Below are 17,111 nucleotides of genomic sequence, written 5' to 3'. Positions count from 1 at the left end.
CTGAAGGCGGTGTATCGAGATCAGCTCCGCGGCACCCGCACGACGAGCGCCGCCGGGTCGACGCGTGCCCGGAACCCGGTGACGAGTCCGAACTCGTCGCCGTCGAGCTCGAACTCCTCGGGACGGTCGAGCAGCAGCTCGAACTGCCGGCCGCGCAGGTAGCGCATGGCTCGCACCGGTCTGCTGCGCAGGTTGAGCAGGCGTCGCCCCACCGCGTTGCGGCGCAGCACCCCGTTCTCCCACACGATCCCGATCCACACCCGCGCCCACCCGCCGAAGCCCTCCGGCCGCAGCGTCACGATGTCGAACACCCCGTCGTCGACCTCGGCGTCCGGCAGCAGCAGCACGTTGCCCGGCAGCGACCCGCAGTTGCCGACGATGACCGTGTGGGCGCGGGAGGCGCGCTCCTCTCCGCCGTCGAGGCGGTACCGGATGCGCAGCACCTCCTTGTCGACGAGGGCGCGCCCGATCGCGCCGACGTAGGCGAGCCAGCCCACGCGCCGCTTCAGCTCGGGGTTGGTGTGGGCGATCATCTTGGCATCCAGGCCGAGACCCGCCATCACGAGGAAGGCGTGATCCTCGACGCTGCGATCCGGTCGGGTGATCTGGATGAGCGCCACGTCGATCGCGATGTCGACCCCCGTGAAGGCGTTCGTGATGGTGGCTTCGAGGTGGCCCGAGCTGACGTCGAGCCCCAGGTTCCGGGCCAGCAGGTTGCCGGTGCCGGCGGGGACGATCGCGAGGGGGATGCCGGTGCCGCGCAGCGCCGACCCGCTCGCCCGAACCGTGCCGTCGCCTCCCGCCGCGATCACGAGCGCGGCGCCGGCGTGGGCCGCCGTCTCGGCCTGCCCCTGGCCGGGATCATCGGTCGTCGTCTCGAGCCACAGGCTCTTGGCCCAGCCGGAGGCGCTCTCGGCCGCGGCGACGGCCGCGCGAAGGCGCTCGATGTCGACCTTGACCGGGTTGAACACGACGGCCGCGCGCCGCGCTGCGGCGACGTCGGGGGGCGACATGGCTCCACGGTAGGCCATGGGGCGCTCGCCCGGCAGGCTCCTAGACTGGGAAGGTGATCGACCCCCAGCTGCTGCGCGACGCACCCGATCTGGTCCGAGCCTCGCAGGAACGCCGGGGGGCCTCCCTCGAGCTCGTCGACGAGGCGCTCGCGGCGGATGTGGCGCGTCGGGCCGCGATCGTCGGCTTCGAGACGCTCCGGGCCGAGCAGAACGCCTTCGGCAAGAAGGTGGCGCAGGCGCCGAAGGACGAGAAGCCCGCGCTCGTCGCCCAGGCGCAGGAGCTCGCCGCCCAGGTGAAGGAAGCCCAGCGCATCGCGGGCGAGGCGGAGGCGCGCTTCGCCGAGGTGGCGGGATCCATCCCGAACCTCGTTCTCGACGGGGTTCCGGCGGGAGGCGAAGACGACTTCGTGACGCTGCGCGAGGTGGGCGGACGGCCGGAGTTCGACTTCGAGCCGCGCGACCACCTGGCGATCGGCGAGCTGCTCGACGCGATCGACATGGAGCGCGGAGCGAAGGTCTCGGGGGCCCGGTTCTACTTCCTCAAGGGGGTGGGTGCCCGGCTCGAGTTCGCCCTCATCCAGCTGGGCCTCACGCGCGCGCTCGAGGCGGGGTTCACCCCGCTCATCACACCGACCCTCGTGCGTCCGGAGATCATGGCGGGCACCGGGTTCCTCGGCGCCCACGCCGACGAGATCTACTACCTCGAGAAGGACGAGCTCTACCTCACCGGCACGAGCGAGGTGGCGCTCGCGGGGTACCACAAGGACGAAATCCTCGACCTCTCGGCCGGCCCCCTGCGGTACGCGGGCATCTCCACCTGCTACCGCCGCGAGGCGGGCTCGGGCGGCAGGGACACCCGCGGCATCATCCGGGTGCACCAGTTCCAGAAGCTCGAGATGTTCAGCTACATCGACCCCGCGGACGCGGAGGCGGAGCACGAGCGCCTGCTCGCGCTGCAGGAGGGGATGCTGCAGAGCCTCGGGCTGTCGTATCGCGTGATCGACACGGCGGCCGGCGACCTCGGCACGAGCGCCGCCCGCAAGTTCGATGTCGAGGCGTGGGTGCCCACGCAGGACGCCTACCGCGAGCTCACCTCGACGAGCAACTGCACGACCTTCCAGGCGCGGCGCCTCGACATCCGGCAGCGCGGCGCCGAGGGCAAGACGGCACCCGTCGCGACCCTCAACGGCACGCTCGCGACGACCCGCTGGATCGTCGCGCTGCTCGAGACGCACCAGCGCGCCGACGGCTCGGTGGTGGTGCCCGAGCCCCTGCGCCCGTTCCTCGGCCTGGACGTGCTGGAGCCAGTGACGTGACCGCCCCCGCGCAGGGTGAGCGCTGGCTCATCGGGCTCGACATCGACGGCACGGTGCTGCAGGAGGACGGCACGCTCGACGAGCGGGTGGCCTCCGAGATCGCCCGCGTGCGCGCGCTCGGGCACGAGATCATGCCTGCCACCGGGCGCTCCGTGTCGATGACCCTGCCCGTGATCGATCGCGTCGGCATCGCACCGGGGTATGCCGTGTGCGCCAACGGCGCCATCGTGCTGCGCCGCGACCGGGACGCACCGGTCGGCTACGTGCGCGACCGCGTGGAGACCTTCGACCCGCGCGAGGTGCTCACGACCATCCGCGGCCACCTGGAGGGCGCCAGCTACGCCGTCGAGGATCCGGAGGGCCTGTTCCGGTTCACGGGCCAGTTCCCCGAGGGGGCGCTCGCCGCGGGGCGCCTGCAGGTGGAGTTCGAGGAGCTGCTCGAGGAGCCCGCGACGCGCGTCGTCGTGCTGTCGCCGGGCCACGCGATCGACGACTTCCTGAGCGTCGTCGAACGCATGGGCCTGCACAAGGTGAGCTACAACGTGGGCTGGACGGCCTGGCTCGACATCGCCCCGGACGGCGTCAACAAGGGCACCGGCATGGAGTACGTGCGGGCGCAGCTCGGCATCGACCCCTCCCGGGTCCTGGTGATCGGCGACGGCCGCAACGACATCGACATGTTCCAGTGGGCGGCGGATGGCGGCGGGGTCGCGATCGCCATGGGCCAGGCCCCGGACGAGGTGCGCGCCGTGGCCACCGACGTGACCGGCACCGATCTCGAGCAGGGCGTCGCCGATGCCCTCGCGAAGTACTTCCCGGGTGATCGTGACTGAGCCTCCGACGCGACGCGACCGATCGCGGGAGGCGCGCGAGCAGCCCGCGGGGCTCGCGCGCCACGGTCGGCTGCCGCGTGCGGCGGCCTGGAAGACGGTTCTCGGGCTGATCGCCGGCGCACTCGCCGTCGTGCTGGTCGCCGCCGTCTCGGTCGTCGGGATCGCCGCCTACCAGCTGGGGCGCGAACTCGCCGACAACTCGGTGACGATCAACCCGACCGAGGCCCCCGTCCCCGAGATCGGTGCGTACGAGGGCGGCTTCAACATCCTCGTCGTCGGCTCCGACGCCTACTGGGACCGCGAGGGGGCGCGCAACGACGTCAACATCGTCGTGCACATCTCGGCCGACCACACGAGTGCGGTGGCGGTGAGCATCCCGCGCGACCTCGTCGTGCCGTTCCCCTCGTGCACCGACCCGGCGACCGGCAAGACGAGCTCGCCCATGGCCGGCCAGCCCATCAACTCGGCGCTGCTGTACGGGGGCCTGTCGTGCGCGGTCACCGTGGTGCGATCGGTGACGGGCCTCGAGATCCAGTACGCGGGCATGATCACCTTCGACGGGGTCGCCGCGATGTCCGATGCGGTGGGCGGCGTCGATGTGTGCGTGACCGACCGCATCGTCGACAAGGATGCCGGGCTCGAGATCGAGGCCGGCACCCACACCCTGCAGGGGCGGCAGGCGCTCGCCTTCCTGCGGGCGCGCAAGCACGTGGGAGACGGTTCCGACCTGACGCGCATCAGCTCGCAGCAGGTGTTCCTCTCGGCGCTGCTGCGGAAGCTCAAGTCGGAGGACACCCTGACGGACGTGGTCAAGCTCATCGGGTTGACGAAGACCGCGGCCGCGAACATGCAGCTGTCGACGGAGCTCACCCAGCCGGCAACCGTGGTCGCGATGGCGAAGGCGCTCAACAAGATCCCCATGGACCGCATCACCTTCGTGCAGTACCCGGGATCGACGGGCGGCTCGGGGATGTACGCGGGCAAGGTGCAGCCGAAGCAGCAACTGGCGGACCAGCTGTTCGCGGCGATCGCGGCGGATCAGCCGATCGGAGTCGAGAAGGTGGGCGACGGCAACGGCTCGGTCGTCGATCCGAACGCCCCCGTGCCCGCCCCGAGCGAGACGCCGGCGACACCCGACCCGAGCACGTCGGCGACACCGGAGCCGGTGCTTCCCGACAAGGTCGTCATCTCCGGGATCAACGGCCAGTCGGCCGCCGACTACACCTGCACGCGCGCCTACCACTTCTGAGAAGTGCTCCCTTCCGGGGTTTTCCGTGGCGCCCTCGCACGGGATTGCCAGGGTTGAGGCTTCCTTCTCCGATACACTCGGCATTCGGTCAACCGAGGAGGGCTGTCCGAGTGGCCGATGGAGCCGGTCTTGAAAACCGGTGGGCAGCGATGTCTCGTGGGTTCGAATCCCACGCCCTCCGCCGCGTGTCGTGCCCATCCGAACCGTCCGTTCGTCCCGAGGAGAAGAGGTGTCCGTGTCCGAAGAGCAGCAGTTGCGTGATCGATCCCGATCTGCGCGTGCTCCACGACCGACGGTCATCGCCCGCCACGGGCGGCTTCCGCGCTCGCGCGCCTGGAAGACGGTTCTCGGGATCTTCGGGGCGAGCCTCGCCGTCGTGCTGGTGTCCGCCACCTCGGTGGTCGGCATCGCCGCGGTGCAGCTGACCACGGAGGTCGCGGCGAACTCGGTGAAGATCAACGAGACCGAGGCGCCCATCCCCGAGATCGGCGCCTACGAGGGCGGCTTCAACATCCTCGTCGTCGGATCGGACGCCAACTGGGACCGCGACAGCGTGCTCAACGACGTCAACATCATCATCCACGTGTCCGCGGATCAGACCAACGCGGTCGCGGTGAGCATCCCGCGCGACCTCGTCGTGCCGTACCCCGGGTGCGTGAACCCCAAGACCGGCAAGACCTGGGGCGTGGCGACGGGTCTGCCCATGAACAACGCGCTCTACTACGGCGGCCTGCCCTGCGTCGTCAACGTCGCCGAGAACCTCACCGGTCTCGACATCCAGTACGCGGGAATGATCGGCTTCGACGGTGTCGCCACGATGGCGGCTGCCGTGGGGGGCGTGGACGTGTGCGTCGCCACGGCGATCCACGACAAGTTCGTCGGCCTCGACCTGGCGCCGGGTACCCACCACCTCGACGGCTACGACGCGCTCAAGTTCCTCCGTTCGCGTCACGGCGTGGGCGACGGCTCGGACCTGACGCGCATCAGCTCGCAGCAGGTGTTCCTCTCGGCGCTGCTGCGCAAGCTCAAGTCGGAGGACACCCTCACCAACGTCGGCAAGCTCATCGGCCTCACCAAGGCGGCTGCGGCGAACATGCAGCTCTCGACCGAGCTCACCCAGCCCGCGACCGTGGTCGCGATGGCGAAGGCGCTCAACAAGATCCCGATGGACCGCATCACCTTCGTGCAGTACCCCGGCAGCACCGGCGGTCAGGGCATCTACGCGGGCAAGGTGCAGCCGAAGCAGGCGATCGCCGACAAGCTGTTCGCGGCGATCCGCGCCGACCAGCCGATCGGTCTCGACAAGGCGGGTGACGGTCGCGGTTCCGAAGTCGACCCGAACGCGCCGGCCGATCCGGCGACGCCCGCCGACCCTTCGGCGACGCCCACCCCCGGCGCCACGACGGCCCCGGAGCCCGTGCTGCCGGACAAGGTCATCATCTCGGGAGTGAACGGCCAGACCGCGGCCGACCAGACCTGCTCGGTCGGCTTCCACGGCTGATCGCGCCCCTCGCGGCGGTCCGAACGGGTTCCCCCGTGCGGCTATGATGGGCAGGCAGTACCAGGAGACGTCGCATAGTTCGGCCTAGTGCACCACCCTGCTAAGGTGGAGTCCCCTCCGGGGGACCGAGGGTTCAAATCCCTCCGTCTCCGCCACGAAGACCTGGTCAGCCCCGGCTTTCGCGCCGGGGCCGATCATGGCGATCCGTCGCCGGGCCCGCCGGATAGGGTGAGGGTCATGATCGGGGCGTCTCAGGCGGCGGGACTTGCGCTCGCGAGCGTGCTGATCATCGCCGTTCCGGGGCCCAGCGTCCTGTTCATCGTGGGGAGGGCCCTGGCGCACGGGCGCCGCATCGCGATCGCGACCGTGGTCGGAAACGCGTTCGGGAGCCTCGTCGCCGGCGTGGTCGTCGCTGTCGGGCTCGGCGAGCTGCTCGCCCGATCCGAGGTGCTCTTCCACGTCATCAAATACGCCGGCGCGGCCTACCTGGTCTTCCTCGGAGTGCACGCGCTCCTCGCGCACCGCGCGCCGTCACCTGAGCAGGCGGCCGAGGCGTCGGCCCGGCCCGGCTGGTGGGCCACCGCCCGGCAGGGCCTTCTGGTCGGGGTCACCAATCCGAAGGTGTTCGTGCTCTACGCCGCGATCCTTCCCCAGTTCGTCGTCCCCACGGCCGGGAACGTGACCGCCCAGATGCTGCTGCTGGCACTCGTGCCGGTGGCGATCGGCCTGGCCACCGACCTCGTCTGGGCGGTCGCCGCCAGCACGGTCCGCGGCTGGTTCACCCGCTCCCCGAGACGATTGCGACGCATCGGCCAAGCGGGCGGCGTCAGCATCATCGGACTCGGCGTGGCAACCGCCTTCGCGGGCGACCCCCGCTGAGACGCTCCTCCGAGCGCGTCACGGCCGGGGGGTGATGACGCTCGCGGCGGTCTCGGGAGGGGCGCCGATCTCCCGGATGTCGTGACCGGCGCACGCTTCACGAGTGACGCTGGCCGCCTGGATGCGGTCGAGGGCGAACCAGCGGACGGCGGACCGCAGTCGACACCACGCGATGAGGTACCAGTTGCCGTGCCTCGAGGCGAAGAGCATCGGCTCGATGTCGCGCCGGCTGGCGACGCCGTCCTTCGAGAGGTAGCGGATGCGGAGAACCCGCTGGTCGGTCATCGCCTGCTCCATGGCGGAACGGACTGCTCGGGACGCCGTGGCGGGGTGGTCGACCCACACGCGGCGGGCCAGGAGCTCCGCCCGCTCCCGCGTGAGCGGATCGAGGATGTCGACGATCTTGGCGACGCCCTTGGCCGCCAGGTCGGCGTAGGGCGCGTCCGGAGCTGCCGCCACCGCGGCCAGCAGCGCCATCGCCTCGGCGGGAGACAGCGTGAGCGGCGGCAGCGTGGAGCCCGGCGCCAGTCCGAAGCCGCCACCGGGGCCGGGGCGCGCCCAGAGGGGAAGACCGGCGTTCTCCAGTGCGGTCAGATCCCGCTTGATGGTGCGGGTCGACACCCCGAACTCGCTCGCCAACTGGGCAGCGCTCCGGCCGCGTCTCCCGCTGCGGCGCAGGCTCTCCGAGAGCGCGTGCAGGCGTTCGGCCCGCTTCATCGCGGCGCCCATTCCGAATTCATGTCATAAATAGTGACACGCCGTTGTCCAGCGTGCATGCCAGCATCGAGCCATGACCTCGACACCGCAGAACCCGAGCCCCGCCACGATGATCCTCGTCCCGGGGTACTGGCTGGGGGCCTGGGCGTGGGACGAGGTGCGTCAGCACCTCACCGCGGCCGGGGCTCGTGCCATCGCCCTCACCCTTCCCGGCCTCGACGTCCAGGATCCGCAACGCGCCACCAGAACGCTCGACGATCAGGCCGCCGCGATCCAGGACGTCATCGACTCGATCGACGGCGAGGTCGTCCTGGTCGGGCACAGCGGCGCCAACGGTCCGGTCAGCCTGGTCCTCGACCGGATTCCGAACCGGGTGCGCCGGGTCGTGTGGATCGACTCCGGCCCCATGCCCCCCGGGGGCGCGTTCGCGCCCGACCTTCCGGAAGCCGTCGAAGAACTGCCCCTGCCCGAGTTCGACGTGCTGGGCCGGCAGGCCAGCCTCGAGGGCCTCGACATCGACCACCTCGACCGTTTCCGCGAGAAGGCCGTCGCCGAACCCGGTCCGGTGGCCCGCGCCCGCATCGAGCTCAGCAACGACGCCCGGCGGAGCGTGCCCACGACACTGGTGTGCTGCTCCCTGCCGAGTGCGCAGGTGCAGGAGCTGGCCGCGGCCGGCCATCCGATGTTCGCCGAGGTGGATCGGCTCGAGCACGTCGAGCTGATCGACCTGCCGACCGGGCACTGGCCGATGTGGAGCCGCCCCGAAGCGCTTGCCGAGGCGATCCACCACGCGGCCCGCCCTCGCCCCTAGCCGGCGTCTGCGACCGCCGGATCCGATCCGCTCCGAGCATCCGCGCGTATCACGCGCCGCCCCGCCGCCTCCTCATCCGTGACGGTCTCCGCCGCCACCGGACAGGGAGGACATCATGGCTGCACAAGCTCGGGGTGCCGCGAAGGCGAACCCCCGGACCACGCGCGGGCTCGGCGAGCCGCAGGGCCCGCGCGAGCCGAAGGATCCGCAGGAGCCGTACTGGCCGAAGGACCTCGACCCGCGCCGCCAACGCTGCGGCACGCTCGAGGAGCACCGACGGCTGCTGCGGGTGGACCCCGAATACCGCTGGCGACGCCGCGAGATCGAGCGCGACATCCAGGAGTGGACGGCCGCCTTCGGCAAGGAGGGGGCCCGGACGGGCCTCATCCGCATCCCGGTCGTCGTGCACGTGATCTGGCACACCGCCACCGAGAACATCTCCGACGCCCTCATCCAGTCGCAGATCGACGTGCTCAACGAGGACTTCCGCCGCCTCAACACCGACGCCTCGCTCGTTCCGAGCGTGTTCGCGGGAGTCGCCGCCGACTGTCGCATCGAGTTCGCGCTCGCGGTCCGCGGCCCCGGCTGCGCCGTCACCACCGGGATCACCCGCACCAACACGGCCGTCACCGGCTGGACCAGGAACCAGACCGGCATGATGTCGGCGGCGGGCGGCGGCCACGACCCCTGGGACGACACCAAGTACCTCAACGTGTGGGTCTGCAACTACACCGACGGGCTGCTCGGCAAGGGCAGCTTCCCCGGGATGCCGAACCAGGGGGTGCGCGTGCACTACCGCGCCTTCGGCTCGGGCAGCCTCGACCCCACCTACAACCTGGGCCGCACGATGACGCACGAGGTGGGCCACTACCTCAACCTCAACCACATCTGGGGCGACGAACCCGCCTGCACCGGTTCCGACAACGTGGCCGACACCCCCAATCAGGCCGACGAGCACTACGGCACCCCGTCGTTCCCGCAGGTCTCCTGCAGCAACGGCCCGAACGGCGACATGTTCATGAACTACATGGACTACACCGACGACGTCGCGATGTTCATGTTCACCGCCGGGCAGAGCGAGCGGATGGACGCCACCCTGCACACCCAGCGCACGGGACTGCTGGCCTCCGACGGCCTCGTGCCGAGCTCGGGCGCGGTCAACGATCTGTGGGCGAAGGACGTCTCCGACGACAACGGCGTCGAGCCCGACGCCTCCGCGCAGCCGATGTGGATCAGCGACGACATCTGGGTGCGCAACGACAACAACGGCATCGCCAACCAGGACCACCAGAACCCGGAGCACGGCTCGACCACCACCTCCGTCTATGTGCGGGTGCGCAACCGCGGATGCTCGGGCTCGGCCTCCGGCACGGTGCGGCTGTACTGGGCGAAGGCCTCGACCGGGCTCTCGTGGCCGGCTCCCTGGGACGGAAGCGTGACGGCGCCGGCGCTCATGGGGGGCTCGATCGGCGCCCAGCCGGTGTCGGTGACGGCGGGCGAGGACGAGATCCTCGCGTTCCCCTGGGGGCCGCCCGATCCTGCCGACTACGCGGCCTTCGGCGCGGACCGCGGGCACTTCTGCCTGCTGGCCCGCATCGAGACCGGCCCCGGGCCGTCGTTCGGGATGACGACGCCCGAGACCGGCGACCTGTACGCGAACGTGCAGAACAACAACAACATCGTCTGGAAGAACATCACGGTCGTCGACGAGGTGTCCGACGGGCGGCAGAGCTCGGCGCTCGTCGCCAACTACGGGCGCGAGCTCCGCGAGGTGCGGATCGTGTTCCGCTCGGCGCTCGGCGAGCACCCGTTCTTCGACTGGGGACAGCTGTGGATCGAGCCGAGTCGTGAGCTGCTGCGAGCCTGGAAGAAGGGCGGCGGCGAGTACACGGGGCTCGAGCCGGTCGGCGAGGACCGCTTCCGGGTGCTGGAGGACGGCGCCTTCCTCGGGCCGATTCCGCTCGACGCGGGCGTCGTCGCATCCCTCGGGCTGCGTTTCGTGCCGACCGCGAAGCAGCCGTACGGCGCGGGCATCGTGGCCCTCGACGTGACCCAGCTCGATGCGCGCACCGATGAGCCGATCGGCGGCCAGCGCTTCGCCCTGAAGCTGCGGCCCGCGCCCGTGCTGCACCCGGATCGCCCGAACCGCCCCGGCGCGATCGGATGGATCTCGCCGAAGCAGGCGCTGGGCTGCACCCCCTGCGGCTGAGCGGTGCTCGGCGGCGAACAAGTTGACATTCGTCAACCATCGGCATATTGTTGACCTACATCAACGGTTGACGCTCGTCAACCATCGCGCCATCGCCGCCGCGCATCCTCAGAACAACCCCACTCGAAGGACCCGCATGTCCACCTCATCCGCTGCGTCGGCCGACGCCGCACCCGCCGACAAGAAGAGCAGCCGCCAGGTGCTCGAGGCCCTCTCGGGCCTGCTCCTCGGCATGTTCGTGTCGATGCTCGCCTCGACCGTCGTCTCCACGTCGCTGCCGACCATCATCCACGACCTCGACGGCAACCAGACCGCCTTCACCTGGGTCGTCACCGCGACCCTGCTGACCACCGCGATCTCCACCCCGATCTGGGGCAAGCTCGCCGACCTCACCAATCGCAAGCTGCTGTTCCAGCTCGCGATCATCATCTTCGTGCTCGCCACCGCGGCCGCCGGCTTCGCGACGACGCCCGAGATGCTCATCACCTTCCGTGCCATCCAGGGCATCGGCGCCGGCGGTCTCGCCGCGCTCAGCCAGGTGATCATGGCCGACATCATCAGCCCGCGTGAGCGCGGCCGCTACATGGGCCTCTTCGGCGCGGTCATGGCCGTCGCCACGATCGGCGGTCCGCTGCTCGGCGGCGTCATCGCGGACGCCTGGGGCTGGCGCTGGAACTTCTTCGTCGCCCTCCCCGTCGCGATCGCCGCCCTCATCATCGTGCAGCGCACCCTGCACCTGCCCAAGCGCGACAAGCAGAAGACCGCGATCGACTACCTCGGCATCGTGCTGCTCTCGGCCGCCGTCTCGCTGCTGCTCATCTGGGTCAGCCTCGCGGGCAACGAGTTCGAGTGGTGGAGCCCCACGACCATCTGGATGGTCGGCGGTGCGCTCGTCGCGACCGTGCTGTTCATCGTCACCGAGCTGCGCTCGAAGGAGCCGCTCATCCCGCTCGGGATGTTCAAGAACCTGACCTTCACCCTCTCGGTGATCGCCTCGGTCGCCACCGGGCTCGCCATGTTCGGCGCCTCGGTGTTCCTCAGCCAGTACATGCAGCTCGCGCGCGGCGCCTCGCCGACCGAGGCGGGCCTCATGACGATCCCCATGATCGGCGGACTGCTGATCTCCTCGATCGGCGTGGGTGCGCTCATCACCCGCTTCGGGCGCTGGAAGCCGTTCCTCATCGTGGGCGCGATCCTGCTGACCGCCGGCTCGTACCTGCTGTCGACCATCCACTACGACACCGACTTCTTCCTCGTGTCGGTCTACATGGTGCTGCTCGGCGCGGGCGTCGGCATGACCATGCAGAACCTCGTGCTCGTCGTGCAGAACACCACCAAGCCGACCGAGATCGGCGTCGCGAGCTCGGGGGTCACCTTCTTCCGCAGCCTCGGCGGCACGATCGGCGTCTCGGTGATGGGTGCGGCCCTCGCCGCCCGCATCACCGACCTGGTGACCGAGCGCAAGGACGACATCGCCCAGGCCCTCATGAGCCTCGGCGCCGACGCCCCGAAGTGGGCCGAGCAGCTGCAGTCCGGTTCGCTGCCCAAGGTGTCGACGATGCCCGAGGCGCTGCGCGTCGTGTTCGAGGACATCTACGCCAACGGCATCTCGCACTCCTTCCTCATCGCCGTGCCGTTCGCGGTCATCAGCCTCATCGCGATCGTGTTCCTGCCCAACAAGCCCCTCACCCGCATGACCACGAGCGAGCGGATCCAGGCCTCCGAGGCCGACCTCGCGACGGTCTCGGTCCCGGAGGGCATGGCCGTGCTGACCACGACCGGCGCCATCACCGTCCCCGAGTCGGGCGACGGCGAGCGCGACGGCGGGACGTCGAGCGCGCGATGAACACCCCCGACCCCGTCGGCGCGGTGGCCGCACCCGCCGCGCCGACGGACGAGCGCCGCGAGGCGGTGCGCGGACTCGAGCTCGCCTTCAGCGAGGTGCTGAGCGAGTTCCGCAAGGTCTACATCCAGGCCGCCGCCTCGGTGAGCCCCGGGATGCTGCCCGCCACCTACAAGGTGCTGTCACTCATCCAGCAGTGCCAGTCGATCACCGTGTCGGGGCTCGCCGACCGGCTCACCGCCGACAAAGGTCAGGTGAGCCGCTCGGTGAGCGAACTCGAGGATCTCGGTCTCGTGCAGCGCACCGCCGACCCGGCCGACGGCCGGATCAAGGTCATCACCGTGACGCCGGAGGCCGTCGAACGGCTCGCGCGGGCACGCGAACCCTACGAGGGGCTGCTCGGCGAAGCGCTCGGCGACTGGCCGCTCGAATCGGTCTACCGGCTCACCGACCTGCTGAAGGCGCTCGCCGAAGGGACCGCCCCGCGGGCGTGACGCCCGAGCTGAGCCGGTAGAACACGAACGGCACCGCCGAGAGCAGGCAGCTCACCGCGGGCACGAGCGTGATGCCGACGAACACCGTGTTCTGCATCTCGGGTGTCACCGGGACGCCCTGCTGGTAGCCCGCCGCCACCACGAAGATCCCGAAAGCGAGCACCGCGAGGGCGCTCATGATCTTCGACACGAAGGTGAGCGTCGCGAACGAGATGCCGTCGTTGCGCACCCCCGTGCGGCGCTCGACGTCGTCGACGGCATCCGCGATCATCGTCGCCTGCACCACGAGGAACACCCCGAGGGTGAGCCCGGTGAGGAAGATGAACACCAGGATCCACACGATGCTCGCGAAGCCCACGAGGTACATCGCGAGGTAGAGCACGGCGCCGATCACCGAGCTCGCCACGATGAGGGTGCGCCCGCTCATGCGGCGCAGCAGCAGCGGCGCGGTGAACGACGACACCACCATTCCCACGATGATGGCCGCGCCGATCAGGGTGAAGAGCCCCTCGTCGCCGTACGCGACCACCACGAACACCGCCCCGCCGGCCTGCACGATGTAGCGGCCGAAGCCGAGCACCGAGCCGAGCAGCACGAGCAGCAGCGGGGTGTTCCGGATGAGGGTGCCGGTGAGCTGCCGGAAGGTCAGTCGCCCCTGCGCGAGCGCCGAGGGCCGCTCGCGCGTGAAGAAGAACGCGAGAAGGAACAGCCCCATGCCGACGACTCCAGTCGCGAACACGGCGATCGACCAGCCCTGTCCGGTGGTCTCGCCGCCGCCCGACAGCAGCTTGGCGAGCCACGGCATCCCGAGGGTCGCGAGCCCGAGCGAGATCGAGCCGAAGGCGCGCACGTTCGCGATCACGCGGGTGCGGGCGGCGGGATCCGAGAACGCCGATCCGATGAGGCCCCAGAACGGCACGTCGCAGACGGTGTAGGCGAAGCCCCACAGCAGGTAGACGACGCCGAAGTAGACGAGCTGGGTGGGCTCGTCGGCATCCGGCACCGTGAACAGCAGCCCCGTGAGCACCGCCACGGGCACGGCCGAGAACAGGATGTAGGGGCGCAGCTTGCCCCAACGGCTGCGCGTGAGGTCGATGATCGTGCCCATCACGGGGTCGGTGATGGCGTCGACGATCTTCGCGACCGTGATGATCGCGGTGACGACCGCGATGCCGGCGCTCGAGATGCCCGCGTACTGGATGAGGTAGACGAGCATGAAGGTCGTCACCGTCGTGAGCACCAGGTTCTGGCCGAAGCCCGCCGTCACCACGGCGATCGACTGGGTGCGCAGCGGCACCTTCCGCTCGGTCACGGCTGCTCCAACAGGAGGGTCTTGATCTCGAACGGCGTGAAGACGAGCCGATCGAGGTCGGCGGATGCCGTGCGGCGCTCGAGCAGATCGGTCTCGTGCGCGGCGGTGTGCGGCACGCGGGTGCGCAGAGCGGTCGTGGTGTCGCGGCCGAGCGCCTCGTAGAGCCGCACCACGACCCCCGAGCCGGACTCCGCGTGCTTGAGGGTCTCGATCACGACAGCCTCGTCGTCGACCGCGACGAGGCTGTCGAAGGCGACGCCCTCGGCGAGCCGCAGCGGGTTGTTCAGGCGGTAGCCGTCGCGGATGACGGGCGTCAGCTCGCCGGTCGGGTAGGGCCGGAAGGCGTAGACGAACTCGTGGACGCCGCGGTCGGCGGTGCGGTCGGGGAAGGTCGGCGCCCGCAGCAGGTTGAGCGAGACGAGGCCGTTCTTGATGCGGTGCCCGTACTTGGCGTCGTTGAGCAGGGCGAAGCCGCCGTGCTCGTCCTCGACGGCCGCCCACTTGTGCGCCACCACTTCGAACTGCGCCGTCTCGACCGAGTCGCGCTCGGTCGTCGGCCGGGCGAGGTGGCCGAACTGGATCTCGCAGCGGGCTTCGTCGCCGTAGCGGCTCGGGCGGAACTCGGCCCGCAGCATCCGGTGCCGCGCCCGCCAGTCGACCCGCGTCTCGATGCGTACGAGTTCGGAGCCGGCCTCGAGCACGATGCGCTGCCGCACCTCGACGCGGCGGCCGCGCAGCAGCTGGGTGCGCACGACGGTCGGCCCGTCGACCGTGTTCTCGGCCGAGACGAGCCGCAGCTGGCGGGCGCGGCGCCTCGTGTAGCGGGCGTCGATGTTCCAGGCGTCGAAGGGCCACTGGTACGGATCGCGGTGCACGACGAGCCGGTTGAGGCCCGCGCCCGCGTGCTGCGCCCCCGCGGCGTCGATGCATGAGGCGATCACCCCGTGGTCGTCGAAGCGCAGGGTGAGGTGCCCGTTCGAGATCGTCTGCTCGGTGTACGAGAGCCCGAACGGCCCGGTCGCCTCCACGAGGGCGGCCGCCGCGTAGGGGGTCACGGTCGCGCGGTGCCAGGTGCCGTCGATCCGCAGGTGCTCGTCGCGCGGGAAGCTCGTGAGGTTGATCGCCGTGCGGCCCGCGCCTGCGGCGAGGGCTCCCGTGAGCTCGTCCGCGAGGCGCCCCAGCTCGCCTTCGATGCGCTCGTAGCTCTCACGTGCCTCGCGGTTCACGCGCTCGATCGCCGAGCCCGGCAGGATGTCGTGGAACTGGTGCAGCAGCACGTCACGCCAATGCGGCTCGAGCTCGGCGCGCGTGTCGCGGTCGGCGAGCACCGAGAGCGCCTCGACCTCGTGCAGCATCCGCTCGACCGTGCGGTTGTGTCGCTTGGTGGCCGCCTGGGTCGTGTAGGTGCCCTGGTGGGTCTCGAGGTACAGCTCGCCGCGGTGCTCCGCGGGCACCTCGAGCGTCTCGAGCCGACGGAAGAAGTCGCCCGCCGTGGAATATGCCACACGTGGCACGCCACGCAGGTTCTGCTCTCGCTCGGTCAGTTCGAGGTGGATCTCACCGGGCCCGCCACCACCATCGCCGGAGCCGTAGACCAGCAGCGCCGTCTCGAGGGCGCGCTCCGGATACTGGCGCAGTCCGGTGAGCAGGCCGTCTGCGGCGCCGCGCGAGTTGTAGTCACCCTCGGGCGGCATGTGCACGAGCACCGTGGATCCGTCGATGCCCGTCCAGTGGAAGGTGCGATGCGGGAAGGTGTTGACCTCGTTCCAGGCCAGCTTGATGGTGAGAAACCAGTCCATGCCGCTCTTCTTCAGCAGCTGCGGCAGGTTGCCGCTGTAGCCGAAGGTGTCGGGCAGCCAGCACAGCCGCAGTTGCTCGTCCGTCAGCCCGAACTCCTCCTGCAGGAAGCGCCGGCCCACGAGCGCCTGGCGCACGAGGGATTCCCCCGACGGCATATTGGTGTCGGGCTCCACCCAGAACGAGCCCTGCAGTTCGAGCCGTCCCTCGGCGACGGCGCTGCGGATCCTCTCGTAGAGGGCCGGCTGCAGCTGCTTCATCCAGGCGAGCTGCTGCGGCTGGCTCGTGCCGTAGCGGTAGGCCGGATGCCGGTCGATGGTGTCGAGGGCGCGCGTGTAGGTGCGGGTCGCCTTGCGGCGGGTCTCGCGCAGCGGCCAGAGCCAGGCCATGTCGAGGTGCCCGTGGCCGATCGCGGAGTAGACGAATTCCGAGGTCGAGGGCTCCGCGAGCGGCCCGGCGAGCGCAGCGCGCGCGGCCGTGAGGTCGCCCGCACGGAACCTCCGCCACGCCTCCGCCAGGGCGGCGCGCAGCTCGGCCTCGAGAGCGTCGTCGTCGGTCGCCCCGGCGAGCACCACGAGGGTGAGGTAGTCGTAGTAGAGCCCGAACGCGGTCTCGTCGCGGGTCGCGAGGCGGGCGCCGTGGAACACGCCCCTGCCGACGGGGTAGAGGATCACGCCGTTGTGGGTGACATCCGCGTAGAACTCGATGCGGCCGTCCGTCGTCGGCACGTTGTGCACCGGGCGGAAACGGCCACCGCTGTGCGGAAGGTCGGCCTGCTGGAAGACCGTGCTCACCGCGTCGAGCGGTTCGCCCTGCGGCGAGACGACGAGCCCCTCGCCCCGGATGCCGAGCAGCACCACCGGATCCTCGACCCCCTCCGGCACCTCGCCGGTGATGCGCAGCCACGCGCAGTCGAGGGTTCGACCCCACGACTGGCCGCGACGGATCGGCACGAAGGCGGCGGGGTCGAGCTCGGCGAAGGGGATCGGCTCGGCCGAGCGGACGACCGCGGCATCCAGGTTCGAGACGGGGATGTAGACGCGCGAGCGGATGCGCAGCAGGCGCGTGTACTCGTGCGGCTGCTGCACGCGGATCCCGAGGAGGAACGAGGGGAAGCCCGCCATCCGCCCTCCTTCG

General features: G+C 70.4%; 13 protein-coding genes and 2 tRNA genes. 11 read left to right on the top strand and 4 right to left on the bottom strand.

Features of this window, described 5'->3' with window-relative positions:
- Positions 1-20: 20 nt before the first annotated feature.
- Positions 21-1,013: a diacylglycerol/lipid kinase family protein gene (locus FLP23_RS02270; RefSeq protein WP_149324373.1), complete on the bottom strand. Its 993-nt coding sequence runs from the start codon at positions 1,011-1,013 to the stop codon at positions 21-23.
- Positions 1,014-1,066: 53 nt separating this feature from the next.
- Here FLP23_RS02270 and serS point away from each other — a divergent pair, with 53 nt between their 5' ends.
- The 7 genes from serS (at position 1,067) to FLP23_RS02235 (ending at position 6,791) form a co-directional block, all read left to right on the top strand.
- Positions 1,067-2,329, top strand: coding sequence for a serine--tRNA ligase (gene serS, locus FLP23_RS02265; protein ID WP_149324372.1), 1,263 nt, complete (start codon positions 1,067-1,069; stop codon positions 2,327-2,329).
- On the top strand, positions 2,326-3,162 hold the full coding sequence (locus FLP23_RS02260) for an HAD family hydrolase (protein WP_210413922.1): 837 nt from the start codon (positions 2,326-2,328) through the stop codon (positions 3,160-3,162). The genes serS and FLP23_RS02260 overlap by 4 nt, the downstream gene beginning before the upstream one ends.
- A complete protein-coding gene (locus FLP23_RS02255) occupies positions 3,155-4,411 on the top strand; it encodes an LCP family protein (RefSeq protein ID WP_246140028.1) in 1,257 nt (418 codons plus the stop codon). Before FLP23_RS02260 ends, FLP23_RS02255 begins: the two co-directional genes overlap by 8 nt.
- A gap of 96 nt (positions 4,412-4,507) precedes the next feature.
- Positions 4,508-4,592: transfer RNA gene (locus FLP23_RS02250), tRNA-Ser, on the top strand.
- A gap of 48 nt (positions 4,593-4,640) precedes the next feature.
- Positions 4,641-5,912: an LCP family protein gene (locus tag FLP23_RS02245; protein ID WP_246140027.1), complete on the top strand. Its 1,272-nt coding sequence runs from the start codon at positions 4,641-4,643 to the stop codon at positions 5,910-5,912.
- Between the two features lie 63 nt (positions 5,913-5,975).
- A tRNA-Ser gene (locus FLP23_RS02240) sits at positions 5,976-6,067 on the top strand.
- A gap of 82 nt (positions 6,068-6,149) precedes the next feature.
- Complete coding sequence (locus FLP23_RS02235; protein ID WP_149324370.1) at positions 6,150-6,791, top strand: LysE family translocator; 642 nt, start codon at positions 6,150-6,152, stop codon at positions 6,789-6,791.
- Between the two features lie 18 nt (positions 6,792-6,809).
- Here the strand turns inward: FLP23_RS02235 and FLP23_RS02230 are convergent, their stop codons facing one another.
- Positions 6,810-7,508 carry a helix-turn-helix transcriptional regulator gene (locus FLP23_RS02230; RefSeq protein WP_149324369.1) on the bottom strand — a complete coding sequence of 233 codons (699 nt, stop codon included), beginning with the start codon at positions 7,506-7,508 and terminating at the stop codon, positions 6,810-6,812.
- A gap of 73 nt (positions 7,509-7,581) precedes the next feature.
- On the opposite strand from FLP23_RS02230, the gene FLP23_RS02225 reads away from it, so the two are divergent.
- The 4 genes from FLP23_RS02225 to FLP23_RS02210 all read left to right on the top strand — a co-directional run bounded on the left by FLP23_RS02225 (position 7,582) and on the right by FLP23_RS02210 (position 12,865).
- Positions 7,582-8,319, top strand: a complete 738-nt coding sequence (locus FLP23_RS02225; protein ID WP_149324368.1) for an alpha/beta fold hydrolase — start codon at positions 7,582-7,584, stop codon at positions 8,317-8,319.
- A 115-nt stretch (positions 8,320-8,434) separates the two neighbouring features.
- A complete protein-coding gene (locus tag FLP23_RS02220) occupies positions 8,435-10,528 on the top strand; it encodes a zinc metalloprotease (protein WP_149324367.1) in 2,094 nt (697 codons plus the stop codon).
- Positions 10,529-10,664: 136 nt separating this feature from the next.
- Entirely contained in the window at positions 10,665-12,374 is a 1,710-nt protein-coding gene (locus FLP23_RS02215) for an MDR family MFS transporter (RefSeq protein WP_149324366.1), read from the top strand.
- Positions 12,371-12,865, top strand: a complete 495-nt coding sequence (locus FLP23_RS02210) for a MarR family winged helix-turn-helix transcriptional regulator (protein WP_149324365.1) — start codon at positions 12,371-12,373, stop codon at positions 12,863-12,865. The genes FLP23_RS02215 and FLP23_RS02210 overlap by 4 nt, the downstream gene beginning before the upstream one ends.
- Here the strand turns inward: FLP23_RS02210 and FLP23_RS02205 are convergent.
- Both FLP23_RS02205 and FLP23_RS02200 read right to left on the bottom strand, forming a co-directional pair.
- Positions 12,816-14,177: an MFS transporter gene (locus tag FLP23_RS02205; RefSeq protein WP_149324364.1), complete on the bottom strand. Its 1,362-nt coding sequence runs from the start codon at positions 14,175-14,177 to the stop codon at positions 12,816-12,818. The two genes, FLP23_RS02210 and FLP23_RS02205, sit on opposite strands and share 50 nt — an antisense overlap.
- Positions 14,174-17,098 (bottom strand): alpha-mannosidase, encoded by a 2,925-nt coding sequence (locus tag FLP23_RS02200; protein ID WP_168200354.1) that lies wholly within the window; start codon positions 17,096-17,098, stop codon positions 14,174-14,176. The genes FLP23_RS02205 and FLP23_RS02200 overlap by 4 nt, the downstream gene beginning before the upstream one ends.
- Positions 17,099-17,111: the final 13 nt, after the last annotated feature.

Source organism: Protaetiibacter larvae, from assembly GCF_008365275.1.
Classification (GTDB): domain Bacteria; phylum Actinomycetota; class Actinomycetes; order Actinomycetales; family Microbacteriaceae; genus Homoserinibacter; species Homoserinibacter larvae.
The sequence above is the reverse complement of the archived record's forward strand: the minus strand, read 5'-3'. Positions and strand labels throughout refer to the sequence as shown.

What these genes read in the sequence shown, in the direction of transcription:
- FLP23_RS02270 (WP_149324373.1), bottom strand. Translation starts at nt 1,013, where the DNA reads ATGTCGCCCCCCGACGTCGCCGCAGCGCGGCGCGCGGCCGTCGTGTTC.
- FLP23_RS02225 (WP_149324368.1), top strand. Translation starts at nt 7,582, where the DNA reads ATGACCTCGACACCGCAGAACCCGAGCCCCGCCACGATGATCCTCGTC.
- FLP23_RS02200 (WP_168200354.1), bottom strand. Translation starts at nt 17,098, where the DNA reads ATGGCGGGCTTCCCCTCGTTCCTCCTCGGGATCCGCGTGCAGCAGCCG.
- FLP23_RS02230 (WP_149324369.1), bottom strand. Translation starts at nt 7,508, where the DNA reads ATGAAGCGGGCCGAACGCCTGCACGCGCTCTCGGAGAGCCTGCGCCGC.
- FLP23_RS02215 (WP_149324366.1), top strand. Translation starts at nt 10,665, where the DNA reads ATGTCCACCTCATCCGCTGCGTCGGCCGACGCCGCACCCGCCGACAAG.
- FLP23_RS02220 (WP_149324367.1), top strand. Translation starts at nt 8,435, where the DNA reads ATGGCTGCACAAGCTCGGGGTGCCGCGAAGGCGAACCCCCGGACCACG.
- FLP23_RS02235 (WP_149324370.1), top strand. Translation starts at nt 6,150, where the DNA reads ATGATCGGGGCGTCTCAGGCGGCGGGACTTGCGCTCGCGAGCGTGCTG.
- FLP23_RS02210 (WP_149324365.1), top strand. Translation starts at nt 12,371, where the DNA reads ATGAACACCCCCGACCCCGTCGGCGCGGTGGCCGCACCCGCCGCGCCG.